Source organism: Klebsiella sp. K-3 (genome assembly GCF_051207495.1).
Lineage (GTDB): Bacteria > Pseudomonadota > Gammaproteobacteria > Enterobacterales > Enterobacteriaceae > Klebsiella > Klebsiella aerogenes.
Genome location: NZ_JBPNXF010000006.1, coordinates 330,653 through 346,295, shown reverse-complemented (window position 1 = coordinate 346,295; position 15,643 = coordinate 330,653). Strand labels below are relative to the sequence as shown.

Here is a 15,643-nt window from a genome sequence, read left to right as displayed (position 1 = left end):
AATCACCGGACATAAAGGGAGGATTGATGTCGTACCCGACTCTCAAATCGGTACCCCTTGTATGCTAAATCCGTCCCCGCGTCAAACACCTGAAACGTGTTTAGCATGAAAAACCCGCTTAATGTACTGCCAGAATCCGCGGCGTGATGAAGACAACCAGTTCACGTCGTTCATTATCTTTACCATCATGGCGAAACAGCTGCCCGAGTATGGGGATTTCGCCAAGCAACGGCACACTGTCGCGCGCCGACTTATTCTTCTGTGAAAAAATACCGCCCAGCGCCAGGGTCTCGCCGCTTTTCACCTCGACTAAGGTTTCAATCTCTTGCTTATCAATTGCCAGCGCTTCGCCGTTTTCCTGCTGCAGAACCTGGCCTGGCGTATTTTCGCTAATGCGCAGCTTCAGGCGCACGCGATCCTGCTGCAGCACCGTTGGCGTCACCTCCATCCCCAGGACCGCCTCTTTAAACTCAACCGAGGTGGCGCCGCTTTCTCCGCTGGAGACCTGATAGGGGATTTCGCTGCCCTGTTTGATACTAGCGGGTTGCATATGCGACGCCAGCAGGCGCGGACTGGCGATGATGTCCACCTGCTGCTTTTGCTCCAGCGCGGAAAGCTCCAGCTCCAATAACCGCCCGTTAATCCGGCCGATATTAAAGCCGCCGCGGGTGGTTGCGTCTGACACCGCCAGATTGCTGCTCAGGTTGGTCATTTTCCCCATCCCCGGCGTGCTGCTGGCCTCCGCCAGGCTCCACTTCACGCCAAGCTCGCGCAGGCTGGTCGCGCTCATTGACACAATGTGCGCCGCCAGCTCCACCTGCCCGACCGGCAGATCCATCTCTTCAGCCCACGCCTTCAGCGCCGGCAGATGACGATCGTCGTCGCGGATTAACAGACGATTAGTTCGCCGATCGACGGTCATCGTGCCGCGGGCGCTCAACAGCTTGCTCCCGGATTTCGCCAGTTCGTCTGCGTCGGCATAGCGCAGCGGGATACTGTGGTTGCGTAATGGCAGATTCTGCCAGCGTTTAGCCTGCTCGGCTTCCAGCTGCGCTCGTTTTGCCTGCTGCCACGCCTGTGTATGGATGTACAACACCGTGCCCTGCCGGGCCATTGTCAGCCCGGCGCTATCGAGAACCGACTGGAGCGCCTGTCGCCAGGGAACGCTGTTTAAGTGAAGCGACAGCGTACCGCTGACCTCCGGCGCCACGATTACATTAAGATTTTGCATTTCCGCCAGGCTTTGCAGTACCTGAACCACCGGTACATCATCAACCACCAACGACACCGGCGGTTCTTTTTTCGCCGCCGCGGCCAGCAGCGGCAGCAGCAGAAGTAGCAGCAGGCTTATCCTTCGCATCATGTTGGCTTCCCTTTCGTGACCAGACCCAGCGTGCGGGTTCGCACCCGGCGCTGGCCTCCAGAGTTAATGTTTCTGCCGTTAGCTGTCGAATTCGCCAACCGCCAGGCAAAACGTCGTTAATTCGTACACGCCGCCACTGACCGGTATGATCCTGAACAAGACCCAGCCACTGGGCCGGGCGGCCAACCCCGCCGCCGTAACGCCACTGCGTCAGCTGCGCGGTCTGGCAGTGGTCCTCGACCGGTAAAAAAGGATCGCGCGCTCCTGCCAGCAGCGGGCAAAACAACAGCAGCAAGTATCCTTTATGGTTCATCGTCCTTCTCCAGCTGTAGCGACAACTGCAACGCCCCTTTTTCGATATTCAATGAAAAAGCGCCAGGGTATACCCCGCAGTCGGCAAGCCAGGCAAACAGCGGCGGCAACGCCTGCCAGTCAACCACAGCAAGCATCTCACCGCTTCGCCCTCGCGGTTGCCAGGCCTGTAACAAGATACCGGCCACGGGTGGCTCCAGCGGTGAAAAACGCCGGGCCGTCCAATCATGAACCACGCGTTGCTGCAGCGTGGCGCGCAGCGGCAATACTCGCCGCCATTGCGTCTGTAGGGGCGGCGGCGCAGGCTGCGAAGCGCTGACAGCAGCAAGCGAAAACGCCAGATACATTGCCGCAGCCAACACTGCGCCGCAGAGTAACGCTAACGGCCATCCGCTCAGCGCCAGCAGGCGTTCAATCGCTAACCGCATCGGTAGTTTCTCCAGCAAGGAAAAAGCTGAATGACCAGCGCCCCTGTGCATCACGCCGCGTCGCCCCTGGCGTAACCGGTTGAAAGCCCTCCAGCTTGCCAAGCGCTTGTTCCAGCGCCGCCACCGCCTTGAGGTTCAACGCCAGACCGTAAAGAGTGATGCCCTGCGGCTGGTAGTCCAGCCCGGTCAGCCACAGCCGCTCCGGTAATAGTGCGGCCAGCGATAACAGTCGCGGCTGCCAGGCACGCGTCGCCGCCCGCCGCTGCGCTCGCCGTGCCTGCCGCTCACCGCGCTGTATTTCCTCGCCCATCTCCCGCTCGCGTTGTAACAACGCGGAATAAAGCAGATGGTCGGCCTGGGTGCGCATTACCTGCTGCGCCACGTCTATCTGACGTAACGTGCGCGTCGCTATCGTCAGGGCGATAATGCTTAGCGCCATCGCCGCCACCAGCAGCCCGCCCATACGCAAGCTTTGCCGCCGTCGCGTCTCGCGCCACGGCAGAAGATTAATCTGCTGCGCCATAGTTATTTACCCCCCAGCGCCAAACCAAGCGCGATAGCAAAGCGATCGCCGCAGGCGGGTAGCGGCGGCTGCAGGCGGTGGAGCACGCTCCAGCAATCAAAGCTATTTTCCGCCAACGGCAGGCTGCTACAGAGCTGGAACTGTTCATCATTGAGGCGCGAGGTTAAGTGGGAGAAAGAGGGGACTTCAGCGCATGGACAATAGCCCCAGCGCTCCTGGGTCGCCCATAACCACTGCGCGTCCCCCTGCCAGACCAGGCCCTGAGCAGCGCCAGTAAGCCAGGGGAAAAAAGAAGTGAGAGCAGCCGCATCCGGCACGATCGCCGTCAGGCGCAGCTTCAGCCGCCGCGCCAGTTGACGCAGGCTGTCGATATCCAAACGCTGAGCCGCCGTCGCCTGCCAGCCGTCGTTAGCCGCGCGGGCGGCGTAATCGATACACAGCGAAGAGGCAGGCATTTCCAGCTGACGCGCCATCGTGCCCGTTATCCATGTCGCACTTTCGCTTTCACGTAGCGACACCTGTGGCGCAGGCAGCTGCTTTTGCAGCGTACGGCTGGCAGGAAGCGCAATGCACACCTGATGTTGTAGCGGCAGCTCGCGGCGCCAATCACGTAACCGCTTCACCGCCTCATTAAGGTCAATGATGCTGCCCTGCACCACCAGGCCGGGCGGCAGCGGAATTCGCCACCAGCGACGCAACGCCCAGCGCCCGCGTTCGTACAACAGCGCCACGATGGCGACGCTATCCTGTTGAATGTGAATTCCTATACGCCAATTTCTGAAAGTCATGCTTAGATCTCCTTATCCGCGATTGCGATTCAAGGAGCAGCCTGGATATACCATGTGGCGAAATGGAGGCTTTTAGCGTCGATCGACACGCCGTCCGGAAGGCATAGCGCCAGCAAGCCGCCCCGTGGGGGTATATCAATGCTCCTGGCTTGCCTTTATACTACCGCGCGTTTGTTTATAAACTGCCCAAATAAAACTAAATGGGAATTCTCCGGTGAAGTTCGTAAAGTATCTTTTTATCCTTGCAGTTTGTTGCGTTCTGCTGGGAGCAGGCTCGATTTATGGCCTCTACAAATTTATAGAGCCGCAACTCCCCGATGTCGCGACCTTAAAGGATGTGCGTCTGCAGATCCCGATGCAGGTCTATAGCGCGGACGGCGAGCTCATTGCGCAATATGGCGAAAAGCGCCGCATCCCCGTCACTCTGCAGCAGATGCCGCCGGAGCTGATAAAAGCGTTTATCGCGACTGAAGATAGCCGCTTCTATGAGCATCATGGCGTCGATCCGGTGGGGATTTTCCGCGCCGCGAGCGTAGCGATGTTCTCAGGCCATGCCTCGCAGGGCGCCAGTACTATTACTCAGCAACTCGCGCGTAACTTTTTCCTCAGCCCGGAGAAAACAATAACGCGTAAGATCAAAGAAGTTTTCCTCGCAATCCGCATCGAACAGCTGCTGAATAAAGACGAAATTCTCGATCTTTACCTCAACAAAATTTACCTCGGCTACCGTGCCTATGGCGTCGGCGCCGCCGCGCAGGTTTACTTCGGTAAATCAGTCGATCAGCTAACGCTGAGCGAAATGGCGGTTATCGCCGGTCTGCCGAAAGCGCCTTCCACCTTTAACCCGCTCTATTCGCTGGACCGCGCGACCGCGCGTCGCAACGTGGTGCTGTCGCGAATGTTAAGCGAAGGCTATATCACCCAGGCACAGTTCGATCAGGCGCGCAGCGAGGCGATTGACGCCAGCTACCATACGCCGGAAATCGCCTTCTCCGCCCCGTATCTGAGCGAGATGGTGCGTCAGGAGATGGTCAACCGCTACGGCGAGCAGGCCTACGAAGACGGCTATCGCGTCTACACCACCATCACGCGTAAAAACCAACAGGCCGCCCAGCAGTCGGTGCGTAAAAACGTGCTCGATTACGACATGCGCCACGGCTACCGCGGCCCGGCCAACGTGCTGTGGAAAGTTGGCGAGACCCCGTGGGATAACAAAAAAATCCTCGATACGCTGAAAAAACTGCCGGGCGTCGGCCCGCTGGCGCCGGCGGTAGTCACCTCCGCGAATCCGCAGGAAGCAGTCGCGTTGCTGGGCAACGGCACGTCGGTGGCGTTAACGATGGATGGCGTCCGCTGGGCGCGTCGCTACGTTTCCGATACGCAACAAGGCTCGACGCCGCGCAAAGTGACCGACGTCATTCAGACCGGGCAGCAGATTTGGGTGCGCAAAGAGGGCGACAAATGGTGGCTGTCGCAGGTGCCGGAAGTGAACTCCGCGCTGGTATCTATCAACCCGCAAAATGGCGCGATTATCGCTCTGGTCGGCGGCTTTGACTTCAATCAGAGTAAGTTCAACCGCGCTACCCAGGCGCTGCGTCAGGTTGGCTCCAATATCAAGCCATTCCTTTATACTGCGGCGATGGACAAAGGCTTAACCCTCGCCAGTATGCTTAACGATGTGCCGATCTCCCGCTGGGATGCCGGCGCGGGCTCCGACTGGCGGCCGAAAAACTCGCCGCCGCAGTACGCCGGCCCTATTCGTCTGCGTCAGGGATTAGGCCAGTCGAAGAACGTGGTGATGGTGCGCGCGATGCGCGCGATGGGCGTCGATTATGCGGCAGAGTATCTGCAGCGTTTCGGCTTCCCGGCGCAGAACATCGTCCATACCGAATCACTGGCGCTGGGTTCCGCTTCCTTTACTCCGCTACAGGTCGCCCGCGGCTACTCGGTAATGGCTAACGGCGGCTTCCTGATTAACCCGTACTTCATTAGCAAGATCGAGAACGACCAGGGCGGCGTGCTGTTTGAAGAGCGGCCTAAAGTCGCCTGTCCGCAGTGTAATTCGCCGGTGATCTACGGCGATACGCCGAAATCCAACGTGCTGGAAAACCAGGATGTCGAAGAGGTCGCCACCTCTCAGGAGCCGCAAAACGGCGACGTTCCGCCGCAGCCGCAGCTTGAGCAGGCTAATCAGTCGCTGGTCGCGCAAAGCGGCGCGCCGGAGTATGCCCCGCATGTCATCAACACGCCGTTGGCCTTCCTGATTAAGAGCGCGCTGAATACCAATATTTTCGGCGAACCGGGCTGGATGGGCACCGGCTGGCGTGCGGGCCGCGACCTGCAGCGTCATGATATCGGCGGCAAAACCGGTACCACTAACAGTTCGAAAGACGCGTGGTTCTCCGGCTACGGCCCGGGCGTCGTGACGTCGGTGTGGATTGGTTTCGATGACCACCGCCGCGATTTGGGCCGTACCACCGCTTCCGGCGCGATTAAAGATCAGATTTCGGGTTATGAAGGCGGCGCTAAAAGCGCCCAACCGGCCTGGGATGACTTTATGAAACGGGTGCTGGAAGGCGTGCCGGAAGAGCCGTTAACGCCGCCGCCGGGTATTGTGACGGTGAATATCGACCGTAGCACAGGTCAACTGGCTAACGGCGGCAACAGCCGCGCCGAGTACTTCATCGAGGGCACGCAGCCAACCCATCAGGCGGTGCGCGAAGTTGGCACCACCATTACCGATAGCGGTGGCGAAACCCACGAGTTGTTCTAATAAAAAAAGCGCCTGCAGGCGCTTTTTTTATGTCCGGATGAGACGCTTATAACTACAAACGCCCCTGCGCCTGTAGCCATTCACGCACCAGAAACAGCGCGCTGACGTTACGCGCTTCATTGAAGTCTTCTTCTTCCAGTAGCGACATCAGCTGCGACAGCGGCCAGCGCACCTGCGGTAGCGGTTCCGGCTCATCGCCCGGCAGCGATTCCGGATAGAGATCTTCCGCAACCATAATATTCATTTTGCTGGAGAAATAAGATGGCGCCATGCTGAGCTTCTTCAGGAAGGTCAATTGACGGGCGCCGAAACCCACCTCTTCTTTCAGCTCGCGGTTGGCGGCTTCCATGGCCGTCTCGCCGGGGTCGATAAGCCCTTTGGAGAAACCCAGTTCGTAGGATTCGGTGCCGACCGCATATTCGCGGATTAAAATAATGTGGTCGTCAACAATCGGCACAATCATTACGGCTTCACGCGCGGTGGGCCGCATGCGTTCATAAACGCGACGCACGCCGTTGCTGAACTCCAGGTCCACGCTTTCAACATTAAAAAGACGCGAACGCGCTACCGTTTCAACGTTGAGAATGGTGGGTTTTTGTAATGATTTGCTCATTGTCATCGGTCTATGCTGTGATTACAGAAGTCATTGTGCGATACGCAGCACGGTTTCGGCAATCCAAATTGCCACTAATTTACATAGTTGCAACGTTTTACTTGCAATGCAAAGATTCATAAAGATAAAAAAGTCAATAGGTTGAATTTGTTTTGAGAATTTACCGATTCCTGAGTTTTCCCGTTTTTGATAAGCTTACATGCTGCTGCATTGCACAATAAAATTTCCTGCATTAGACAACATGTGCCGATAAACAATTAAAATTACTATGACGATGGGATGGGCATGGGCACCTTTCTGACCTTTTTCACAGCTCTGCTACTCTGTGTCTTGCTTATCGGGTGGTGGTATCGATCTCATGCCAGACGTCGTCGCCTCCCCTTACTGCAAGCCTTTAGCGACGCGACGACCCGCAAGCTTTCTGATGATGAACGCCAGGCGGTCGAAAAGTATCTCGATGGCCTCAGCCAGTCGCAACAGGTACCGGCAACCGGCGCCAGCGTCGCGCCTGTCGCCCTGAAACTGAATGAGCAGAGCGACACCGTTTATACCGTCACCCGCGCCGTCACCCGCTACGGCATTTCGTCTGATGAGCCCAACAAATGGCGATACTTCCTCGACTCGGTGGAGGTGCACCTGCCGCCGTTCTGGGAACAGCATATCAACGACGAAAACAGCGTCTCGCTGATCCCAACCGACAGCCTGCCGCTGGTGATTGTTCTCAACGACCACACCTTGCGCGACTATCCGCAGGAAGCCCGCGGCTACGCGCTTGAACGCGCATCAGCTACCCAGGCGTCGATTCGCGGTGAGGAGAGCGAGCAGGTCGAGCTGCTGAACATCCGCCAGGAAACTCAGGAAGAGCATGCCCTCAGCCGTCCTGACAGCCTGCGCGAAGGGATCATGATCGTCGCAGCCTTCCTGCTGTTCTATTGCTGCCTGATCTCCCCTGACGTCTTTGCGCCGTGGCTGCTCGGCGGCGGCGTACTGTTGTTGGCAGCGGGCTTATGGGGCATCTATGCGCCGCCGCTGGCCGGTTCGCTACGCGAGATCCACTGCCTGCGCGGAATGCCGAAACGCTGGGGGCTGTTTGGCGAGAACGACCAGGAACACGTCAATAATATTTCGCTGGGGATTATCGACCTTATCTATCCGCGCCACTGGCAACCATGGATCGCCCAGGACCTGGGGCAGCAAACCGATATTGATATTTATCTTAACCGCCATGTGGTTCGCCAGGGGCGCTTCCTGTCGCTGCACGATGAAGTGAAAAACTTCCCGCTGCAGTACTGGCTACGCAGCGCGATTATCGCCGCCGGCGCGCTGTTGGTCGTCATCATGCTGTGGATTAGCGTCCCGCTGAATATGCCCTTTAAATTCACGCTCTCCTGGCTTAAGGGGGCGCAGACCATCGAAGCCACCACCGTCGGCCAGCTTGAGAAGGCGAAAGTGCGTATTGGCGACACGCTGCAATTAAAAGGTACCGGGATGTGCAACATCCGCACGCCGGGCGCCTGGAGCGCGAAAGAAGCCTCGCCGTTTACGCCGTTCGACTGTTCGCAGATCATCTGGAACGATGCGCCTCCCCTGCCGCTGCCGGAATCCGATATCGTCGGTAAGGCCACGGCGCTGGTCCAGGCGGTACAGCGCCAGTTGCATCCTGACCCGGACGACGATTCGCACGTTAGCCCGGCATTACGTTCGGCAATTCAGAAATCAGGAATGGTGCTGCTGGATGACTTCGGCGATATCGTGCTGAAAACCAACGAGCTCTGCTCGGCGAAAGATGACTGCGTGCGTCTGAAGAACGCGCTGGTCAACCTTGGCAATACCCGCAACTGGGAAGCGCTAACCAAACGCGCCACCGCCGGTAAGCTCGATGGAGTGAACGTGTTGCTGCGCCCGGTGAGCGCCGAATCGCTGGAGAATCTGGTGACGACCTCCACCGCGCCGTTTGTGATGCGTGAAACCTCCCGCGCGGCGCAGGCGCTAAATAGCCCGGCCCCTGGCGGATTCCTGATCGCCAGCGATGAAGGCAGCGAACTGGTCAATCAGCCGTGGCCGGCTATCAGCCTGTACGATTATCCCGCCCACGAGCAGTGGGGCGAGCTGCAGCGTCTGGCGGGCATGTTGATGCACACGCCATTCCATGCGGAGGGGATTGTCACCAATCTTTATACCGACGCCAATGGCACCCAGCATATCAACCTGCACCGCATTCCCGATCGCAGCGGACTTTGGCGCTATCTTGGCACCACTCTGCTGCTGCTGGCGATGCTTGGCTGTATGTCGTGGCACGGCGTGCAGGCGATCCGCCGCTATCAGCGCCAGCGCCAGCGCATGGAAGAAATTCAAAAATATTATGAAAGCTGCCTGAATCCGGTTCTCATCCCTTCCCCGGATCATCAAGATTAATTCCTGCGCGACAGGGTGTGATACCCTGTCGCGCATTTCCCCCTCGCTGGAGACTCACCATGCAAATCAATATCGCGTGGCAGGAGGTTGATACCGTTCTGCTGGATATGGATGGCACGCTGCTCGACCTCGCCTTCGACAACTACTTCTGGCAAAAACTGGTCCCGGAAACCTGGGGCGCCGCGCGCGGACTCAACCTGCAGGAAGCCAAAGCGGCAATGCACCAGGAGTATCACGCCGTGCAGCATACGCTAAACTGGTACTGTCTTGATTACTGGAGCGAGCGACTGGGTTTGGATATTTGTGCGATGACCAGCGAACAGGGGCCGCGGGCAAAACTGCGGGAGGATACCGTGCCATTCCTTGATGCGCTGCGGGCCAGCGGCAAGCGCCGCATCCTGCTGACCAATGCGCACCCGCATAATCTGGCGGTGAAGCTCAAGCACACCGGTCTGGACGCGCACCTTGATTTATTACTTTCCACCCACACATTTGGTTATCCGAAAGAGGATCAGCGCCTGTGGCGCGCGGTGGCGGAAGAAACCGGCCTTGATGCGCGCAAAACGCTGTTTGTCGATGACAGCGAGGCTATCCTGGACGCGGCGGCGCAGTTCGGCATTCGTTATTGCCTGGGCGTCACCAATCCGGATTCCGGCCTGGCGGAAAAACAGTATGCCCGCCATCCTGGCGTGAACGATTACCGGCGGCTGATCCCTTCCCTGACTCCGGAGGAGAGGCCATGAAAGATAAGCCCGCTGAAAGCGTCAGGCTGGACAAATGGCTTTGGGCAGCCCGCTTTTATAAAACCCGCGCCATTGCGCGCGAGATGGTTGAAGGCGGCAAGGTGCACTATAACGGACAACGTAGTAAGCCGAGCAAAATCGTCGAGCTGAATGCCACCCTGACCCTGCGCCAGGGCAACGACGAGCGCACCGTTATCGTCAAAAGCGTTACCGAACAGCGCAGGCCAGCCAGCGAAGCCGTCATGCTTTATGAAGAGACGGCAGAGAGTATAGAGAAACGCGAAAAAGTGGCGCTAGCGCGTAAGCTGAATGCGCTCACGATGCCGCACCCAGACAGACGTCCGGACAAAAAAGAGCGCCGCGACCTGATGAGATTTAAACACGGCGACAGCGAATAGCGCTGCCGCCAGCAAGAGAGATGATTATGACTCAACACGATCAATTACATCGTTATCTGTTTGAAAACTATGCCGTGCGCGGTGAACTGGTCACCGTATCGGACACGTTGGAACAGATCCTGGCCAACCATAGCTACCCGCAGCCGGTGAAAACCGTGCTGTCGGAGCTGCTGGTCGCCACCAGCCTGCTGACCGCCACGCTGAAGTTCGCCGGCGATATTACCGTTCAGCTGCAGGGCGACGGCCCGCTCTCGCTGGCGGTGATCAACGGCAATAACCAGCAGCAGCTGCGCGGCGTCGCTCGCGTTCAGGGCGAAATCCCGGAAGGCGCGGACCTGAAAACGCTGGTCGGCAACGGCTACCTGGTCATTACCATCTCTCCACAGGAAGGCGAACGCTATCAGGGCGTTGTTGGCCTGGAAGGCGATACCCTGGCGGCATGCCTGGAAGATTACTTCCAGCGTTCCGAACAGCTGCCGACTCGTCTGTTCATTCGTACCGGCGAGCACGACGGTAAAGCGGTAGCCGGCGGCATGTTGCTGCAGGTGATGCCGGCTCAGGACGCTCAGCTTAACGACTTCGAGCATCTGGCGACCCTGACCGAGACCATCAAGGCGGAAGAGCTGTTCACCCTGCCGGCGACCGATGTATTATGGCGCCTGTACCATGAGGAAGAGGTGACGGTATACGACCCGCAAGACGTCGAGTTCAAATGCACCTGTTCTCGCCAGCGCTGCGCCGATGCGCTGAAGACGCTGCCGGATGAAGAAGTCGACAGCATCCTCGCCGACGAAGGCGAAATTGATATGCATTGTGACTACTGCGGTAATCATTACCTGTTTAACGCGATGGATATCGCTGAGATCCGCAATAACGCCTCGCCGGCGGATCCGCAGGTACACTAATCGCCCTCTCGCCGGGCGTTGCCGGGTTTTTCTGACCCGACGCGCCTGGCGTCAACTATTTCGACCGCGTGTTGAATCGATTTTCACTGAAAGAGTTACGTAACTTTCTTTCAAGAAAGCGATTACATTCACATTTCAGCAGTTTTTTTAATTACTTTTTAACCATTCGGAAACATCTATCGCCACCTACGGCCGTTTTCCTGAGATAATCACGCGCACTTCGTGACAGGAGTCACTGTGTTTTTCGTAAGAAAGGCGTTTGTCGAGATACGTAAATCTATGAGCCTGGTCGCGGTCTATTCCCTGAAAGAAACCCTACAATTTAAAGCAGTACATATTGGCTAAGGAGCAGTGACATGCGCGTTAATAGTTTAACCCCGCAGGATCTCAAGGCTTACGGTATCAATGACGTCCAGGAAATTGTCCACAACCCGAGCTTCGATACGCTGTATCAGGAAGAGCTCGACCCGAAACTGGAAGGTTATGAGCGTGGCGTATTAACCAATCTTGGCGCCATCGCCGTCGATACCGGCATTTTCACCGGCCGTTCGCCGAAAGATAAATATATCGTCCGTGACGATACCACTCGCGATACCGTGTGGTGGTCTGATAAAGGCAATGGCAAGAACGACAACAAGCCGCTCTCCCAGGAAACCTGGCAGCACCTGAAAGGCCTGGTGACTCACCAGCTGTCGGGCAAACGCCTGTTTATCGTCGACGCCTTCTGCGGCGCCAACGCCGACACCCGCCTCAGCGTGCGCTTTATTACTGAAGTCGCCTGGCAGGCACACTTTGTTAAGAACATGTTCATTCGCCCGAGCGAAGAAGAACTGGCAGCCTTCGAGCCGGACTTTATCGTCATGAACGGCGCGAAGTGCACCAACCCACAGTGGAAAGAGCAGGGTCTGAACTCCGAAAACTTCGTGGCTTTCAACCTGACCGAGCGCATCCAGCTTATCGGCGGCACCTGGTACGGCGGCGAAATGAAGAAAGGGATGTTCTCCATCATGAACTACCTGCTGCCGCTGCAGGGCATCGCTTCGATGCACTGCTCCGCTAACGTCGGCGAAAAAGGCGACGTCGCCGTGTTCTTCGGCCTGTCCGGCACCGGCAAAACCACCCTCTCCACCGACCCGAAACGCCGCCTGATTGGCGATGACGAGCACGGATGGGATGATGACGGCGTATTTAACTTCGAAGGCGGCTGCTACGCGAAGACCATTAAGCTGTCGGAAGCCAACGAGCCGGATATCTATCACGCGATCCGCCGCGATGCGCTGCTGGAAAACGTCGTGGTACTGGCTGACGGCACCATCGATTTTGATGACGGTTCGAAGACCGAGAACACCCGCGTCTCCTACCCGATCGACCATATCGAAAATATCGTTAAGCCGGTGTCGAAAGCCGGTCACGCCACCAAGGTTATCTTCCTGACCGCCGACGCCTTTGGCGTATTGCCGCCGGTTTCACGCCTGACCGCTGACCAGACCCAGTACCACTTCCTGTCTGGCTTTACCGCCAAGCTGGCCGGTACCGAGCGCGGCGTCACCGAGCCGACCCCAACCTTCTCCGCCTGCTTCGGCGCCGCGTTCCTGTCGCTGCACCCGACGCAGTACGCTGAAGTGCTGGTAAAACGCATGCAGGCTTCCGGCGCCCAGGCTTACCTGGTCAACACCGGCTGGAACGGTACCGGCAAGCGTATCTCGATTAAAGATACCCGCGCGATTATCGACGCCATCCTCGACGGTTCGCTGGATAACGCCGAAACCTTCACCCTGCCGATGTTCAACCTGCAGATCCCAACCGAGCTGCCGGGCGTCGATACCCATATCCTCGACCCGCGTAATACCTACGGTTCTCCGGAGCAGTGGCAGGAGAAAGCCGATCAGCTGGCGAAACTGTTTATTGAGAACTTCGAGAAGTATACCGATACCCCGGCCGGCGCTGCGCTGGTTGCGGCCGGTCCGAAGCGTTAATCAGGTCGCAGAGACAACAAAGCCGGGCGATGCCCGGCTTTTTTATATTTCAACTCTCTTTCGCAGGCTTCGCCGGCGACAGCGCGCGATGCACCGGAATCGGTAGCCAGGCGCGGATCAGCAGGCCGCCGCGTTCGCTGGTGCCAATCTCCAGGCGACCGTTATGATTGTCGATAATACGCTGCACTATCGCCAGCCCCAGCCCGGTGCCGCTGGTGCTACGGGCGCTATCGCCGCGCACAAACGGCTGGAACAGATGTTCGCGCTGTTCCGGTTTAATTCCCGGGCCGTCATCTTCCACCTGGAACCAGGCACGGCTGGCTTCGCTGCCGCTGCTGACTTTAATCCAGCCCTTACCGTAACGAGCGGCGTTCACCACCATATTGGCTAGCGCGCGTTTAATCGATAGCGGATGCAGGCGCAGCGGAATTTCTCCGGCCTGCAGATCGGTGGCGATTTCCCGCTCGTAGCCGCTTTCGGCGGCGATCACTTCGCCTAACACGGCATTGAGATCCGCAAGCTCCATCGGCATCTCCTGGCCGGTGCGCAGGTAATCAATAAACTGCTCGATGATGGCGTTGCACTCTTCGATATCTTTATTGATCGACTCGGCAAGATAGCCGTCCTGTTCGCCCATCATCTCCGTCGCCAGCCGGATCCGCGTCAACGGCGTGCGCAAATCGTGGCTGACCCCGGCCATCAGCAGCGTACGGTCGTCCGCCAGCTGTTTGACCCCGGCGGCCATATGGTTGAAGGCGCGGGTCACCGAACGCACTTCCGACGCGCCGTATTCGCGTAGCGGCGGCGGAATAATCCCACGCCCGACCTGCAACGCGGCGTGCTCCAGATCGACCAATGGTCGGTTCTGGATACGGATGAATAGCCACGCGCCGCCAATGGCCAGTAGCATTATCGCCAGCGTATAACGGAATAGCGGCGAGAAATCGCCCTGATGGATTTCAGTCAGCGGCACCCGCACCCAGATATTCGGCGAAAGCCAGGTCTTCAGCCACACCACCGGCGAGCTTTTGTTGACCTCAACCCGCACTTCGGTCGGCCCGCCAAGCTGGTGCGCCATCTGCTGGCTTACGAATTCATAATGCTGCGCCCAGCGCAGGCCTGCGTCTTCCGCCGCCTCATTGGAATAGAGCGAAATCCCCAGCTCGCGGTAAATTTCGCGGCGAAACGCCGGCGGTACCACCAGTTGGGTGCCGTCTTCCAGCTGCAGTTTATCGGTCATCAGCATACGGACTTCGTATGCCAGCACCTTATTAAACTGCTGCAGGCTCGGCAGGATCGCGAAATTCAGCACCACCAGATAAGTCGTCACCAGGCTGACGAACAGCAGGGTGACGATCAGTAACAGGGTGCGGGCAAATGAGCTTCGTGGCGAAAAACGCACGCGCTTCATGCCTTAGAACCGTCCGGCACGAAGACGTAGCCCAGGCCCCAAACGGTCTGGATGTAGCGCGGGTGCGCCGGATCCTCTTCCACCATGCGACGCAGGCGGGAGATTTGTACGTCGATAGAACGCTCCATCGCCGAGTACTCGCGGCCGCGGGCAAGGTTCATCAGCTTATCGCGGGACAGCGGTTCACGCGGATGGCTCACCAGCGCTTTTAATACCGCGAACTCACCGCTGGTGAGCGGCATCGGCTCATCTTCACGGAACATCTCGCGGGTGCCGAGGTTCAGTTTAAATTTGCCAAAAGCGATCACCGCTTCTTCTTGCGATGGCGCGCCCGGCAGCTCGTTCGCCTGGCGGCGCAGCACGGCGCGGATACGGGCCAGCAGTTCGCGCGGGTTAAACGGTTTAGGAATGTAGTCATCGGCGCCGATTTCCAGCCCCACGATACGGTCGACTTCTTCCCCTTTCGCCGTCACCATAATGATCGGCATCGGGTTGCTCTGGCTACGCAGACGGCGGCAGATAGATAAACCATCTTCGCCCGGCAGCATCAGATCCAGCACCATCAGGTGGAAGGATTCACGGGTCAGCAGGCGATCCATCTGTTCGGCGTTCGCCACGCTACGAACCTGGAAGCCCTGCTCGGTCAGATAACGTTCCAGCAGCGCGCGCAGGCGCATATCGTCATCCACAACCAGAATCTTATAATTCTCTTGCATTGTTTGTACTCCCAAAGGTTCACTGCAATCGTTAGTGCGTATTCTTAAAAACCCACGCTAATACGACCAGCCAAATCTGGTATATATTCTAGTCGAAATTGTTACAAAGCATATTAAACAGCAATTTATACCCGTCATTCTTCAAGTTGCACGTGCGTTGGCTGCGTGCGCTTACCCCAGTCACATAGTTATCTATGCTCCTGGGGATTCACACACTTGCCGCCTTCCTGCAACTCGAATTATTTAGGGTAAACCCGTCATTCTGAGCAAAATTTACCA

Annotated in this window: 14 protein-coding genes; 6 read left to right on the top strand and 8 right to left on the bottom strand. The window is 57.7% G+C overall.

What is annotated here, in order from left to right:
* Nucleotides 1–118: 118 nt before the first annotated feature.
* From hofQ to ACSEMK_RS12105, 5 genes are read right to left on the bottom strand one after another with little or no spacing between them, the layout of a single operon-like run.
* The gene (gene hofQ, locus ACSEMK_RS12125; RefSeq protein WP_213317297.1) at nucleotides 119–1,363 is read right to left on the bottom strand and encodes a DNA uptake porin HofQ; all 1,245 of its coding nucleotides are present in this window, start codon (nucleotides 1,361–1,363) and stop codon (nucleotides 119–121) included.
* Entirely contained in the window at nucleotides 1,272–1,676 is a 405-nt protein-coding gene (locus ACSEMK_RS12120) for a HofP DNA utilization family protein (RefSeq protein WP_430914870.1), read from the bottom strand. Before ACSEMK_RS12120 ends, hofQ begins: the two co-directional genes overlap by 92 nt.
* Nucleotides 1,666–2,103: a hypothetical protein gene (locus tag ACSEMK_RS12115; RefSeq protein WP_430914871.1), complete on the bottom strand. Its 438-nt coding sequence runs from the start codon at nucleotides 2,101–2,103 to the stop codon at nucleotides 1,666–1,668. The genes ACSEMK_RS12120 and ACSEMK_RS12115 overlap by 11 nt, the downstream gene beginning before the upstream one ends.
* A complete protein-coding gene (locus tag ACSEMK_RS12110; RefSeq protein WP_430914873.1) occupies nucleotides 2,087–2,626 on the bottom strand; it encodes a PilN domain-containing protein in 540 nt (179 codons plus the stop codon). Before ACSEMK_RS12110 ends, ACSEMK_RS12115 begins: the two co-directional genes overlap by 17 nt.
* 2 nt (nucleotides 2,627–2,628) lie before the next feature.
* A complete protein-coding gene (locus tag ACSEMK_RS12105) occupies nucleotides 2,629–3,414 on the bottom strand; it encodes a pilus assembly protein (RefSeq protein ID WP_430914874.1) in 786 nt (261 codons plus the stop codon).
* A 214-nt stretch (nucleotides 3,415–3,628) separates the two neighbouring features.
* On the opposite strand from ACSEMK_RS12105, the gene mrcA reads away from it, so the two are divergent.
* Entirely contained in the window at nucleotides 3,629–6,187 is a 2,559-nt protein-coding gene (gene mrcA, locus ACSEMK_RS12100; RefSeq protein WP_430914875.1) for a peptidoglycan glycosyltransferase/peptidoglycan DD-transpeptidase MrcA, read from the top strand.
* 52 nt (nucleotides 6,188–6,239) lie between these two features.
* Here mrcA and nudE read toward each other — a convergent pair whose 3' ends face one another.
* Nucleotides 6,240–6,800: an ADP compounds hydrolase NudE gene (gene nudE, locus ACSEMK_RS12095; protein ID WP_015703662.1), complete on the bottom strand. Its 561-nt coding sequence runs from the start codon at nucleotides 6,798–6,800 to the stop codon at nucleotides 6,240–6,242.
* A gap of 285 nt (nucleotides 6,801–7,085) precedes the next feature.
* On the opposite strand from nudE, the gene ACSEMK_RS12090 reads away from it, so the two are divergent.
* From ACSEMK_RS12090 to pckA, 5 genes are all read left to right on the top strand, one after another.
* Nucleotides 7,086–9,215: an intracellular growth attenuator family protein gene (locus ACSEMK_RS12090; protein WP_087859069.1), complete on the top strand. Its 2,130-nt coding sequence runs from the start codon at nucleotides 7,086–7,088 to the stop codon at nucleotides 9,213–9,215.
* Between the two features lie 59 nt (nucleotides 9,216–9,274).
* A complete protein-coding gene (yrfG, locus tag ACSEMK_RS12085; RefSeq protein ID WP_047047984.1) occupies nucleotides 9,275–9,958 on the top strand; it encodes a GMP/IMP nucleotidase in 684 nt (227 codons plus the stop codon).
* Nucleotides 9,955–10,356, top strand: coding sequence for a ribosome-associated heat shock protein Hsp15 (gene hslR, locus ACSEMK_RS12080; RefSeq protein WP_015369376.1), 402 nt, complete (start codon nucleotides 9,955–9,957; stop codon nucleotides 10,354–10,356). The genes yrfG and hslR overlap by 4 nt, the downstream gene beginning before the upstream one ends.
* Before the next feature lie 26 nt (nucleotides 10,357–10,382).
* Nucleotides 10,383–11,261 (top strand): Hsp33 family molecular chaperone HslO, encoded by an 879-nt coding sequence (gene hslO, locus ACSEMK_RS12075; protein WP_015703666.1) that lies wholly within the window; start codon nucleotides 10,383–10,385, stop codon nucleotides 11,259–11,261.
* A gap of 356 nt (nucleotides 11,262–11,617) precedes the next feature.
* Nucleotides 11,618–13,237, top strand: coding sequence for a phosphoenolpyruvate carboxykinase (ATP) (gene pckA, locus ACSEMK_RS12070; RefSeq protein WP_045375850.1), 1,620 nt, complete (start codon nucleotides 11,618–11,620; stop codon nucleotides 13,235–13,237).
* Between the two features lie 49 nt (nucleotides 13,238–13,286).
* Here the strand turns inward: pckA and envZ are convergent, their stop codons facing one another.
* Nucleotides 13,287–14,648, bottom strand: a complete 1,362-nt coding sequence (envZ, locus tag ACSEMK_RS12065) for a two-component system sensor histidine kinase EnvZ (RefSeq protein ID WP_435336530.1) — start codon at nucleotides 14,646–14,648, stop codon at nucleotides 13,287–13,289.
* On the bottom strand, nucleotides 14,645–15,364 hold the full coding sequence (gene ompR, locus ACSEMK_RS12060; RefSeq protein ID WP_001157751.1) for an osmolarity response regulator transcription factor OmpR: 720 nt from the start codon (nucleotides 15,362–15,364) through the stop codon (nucleotides 14,645–14,647). Before ompR ends, envZ begins: the two co-directional genes overlap by 4 nt.
* Nucleotides 15,365–15,643 lie beyond the last annotated feature (279 nt).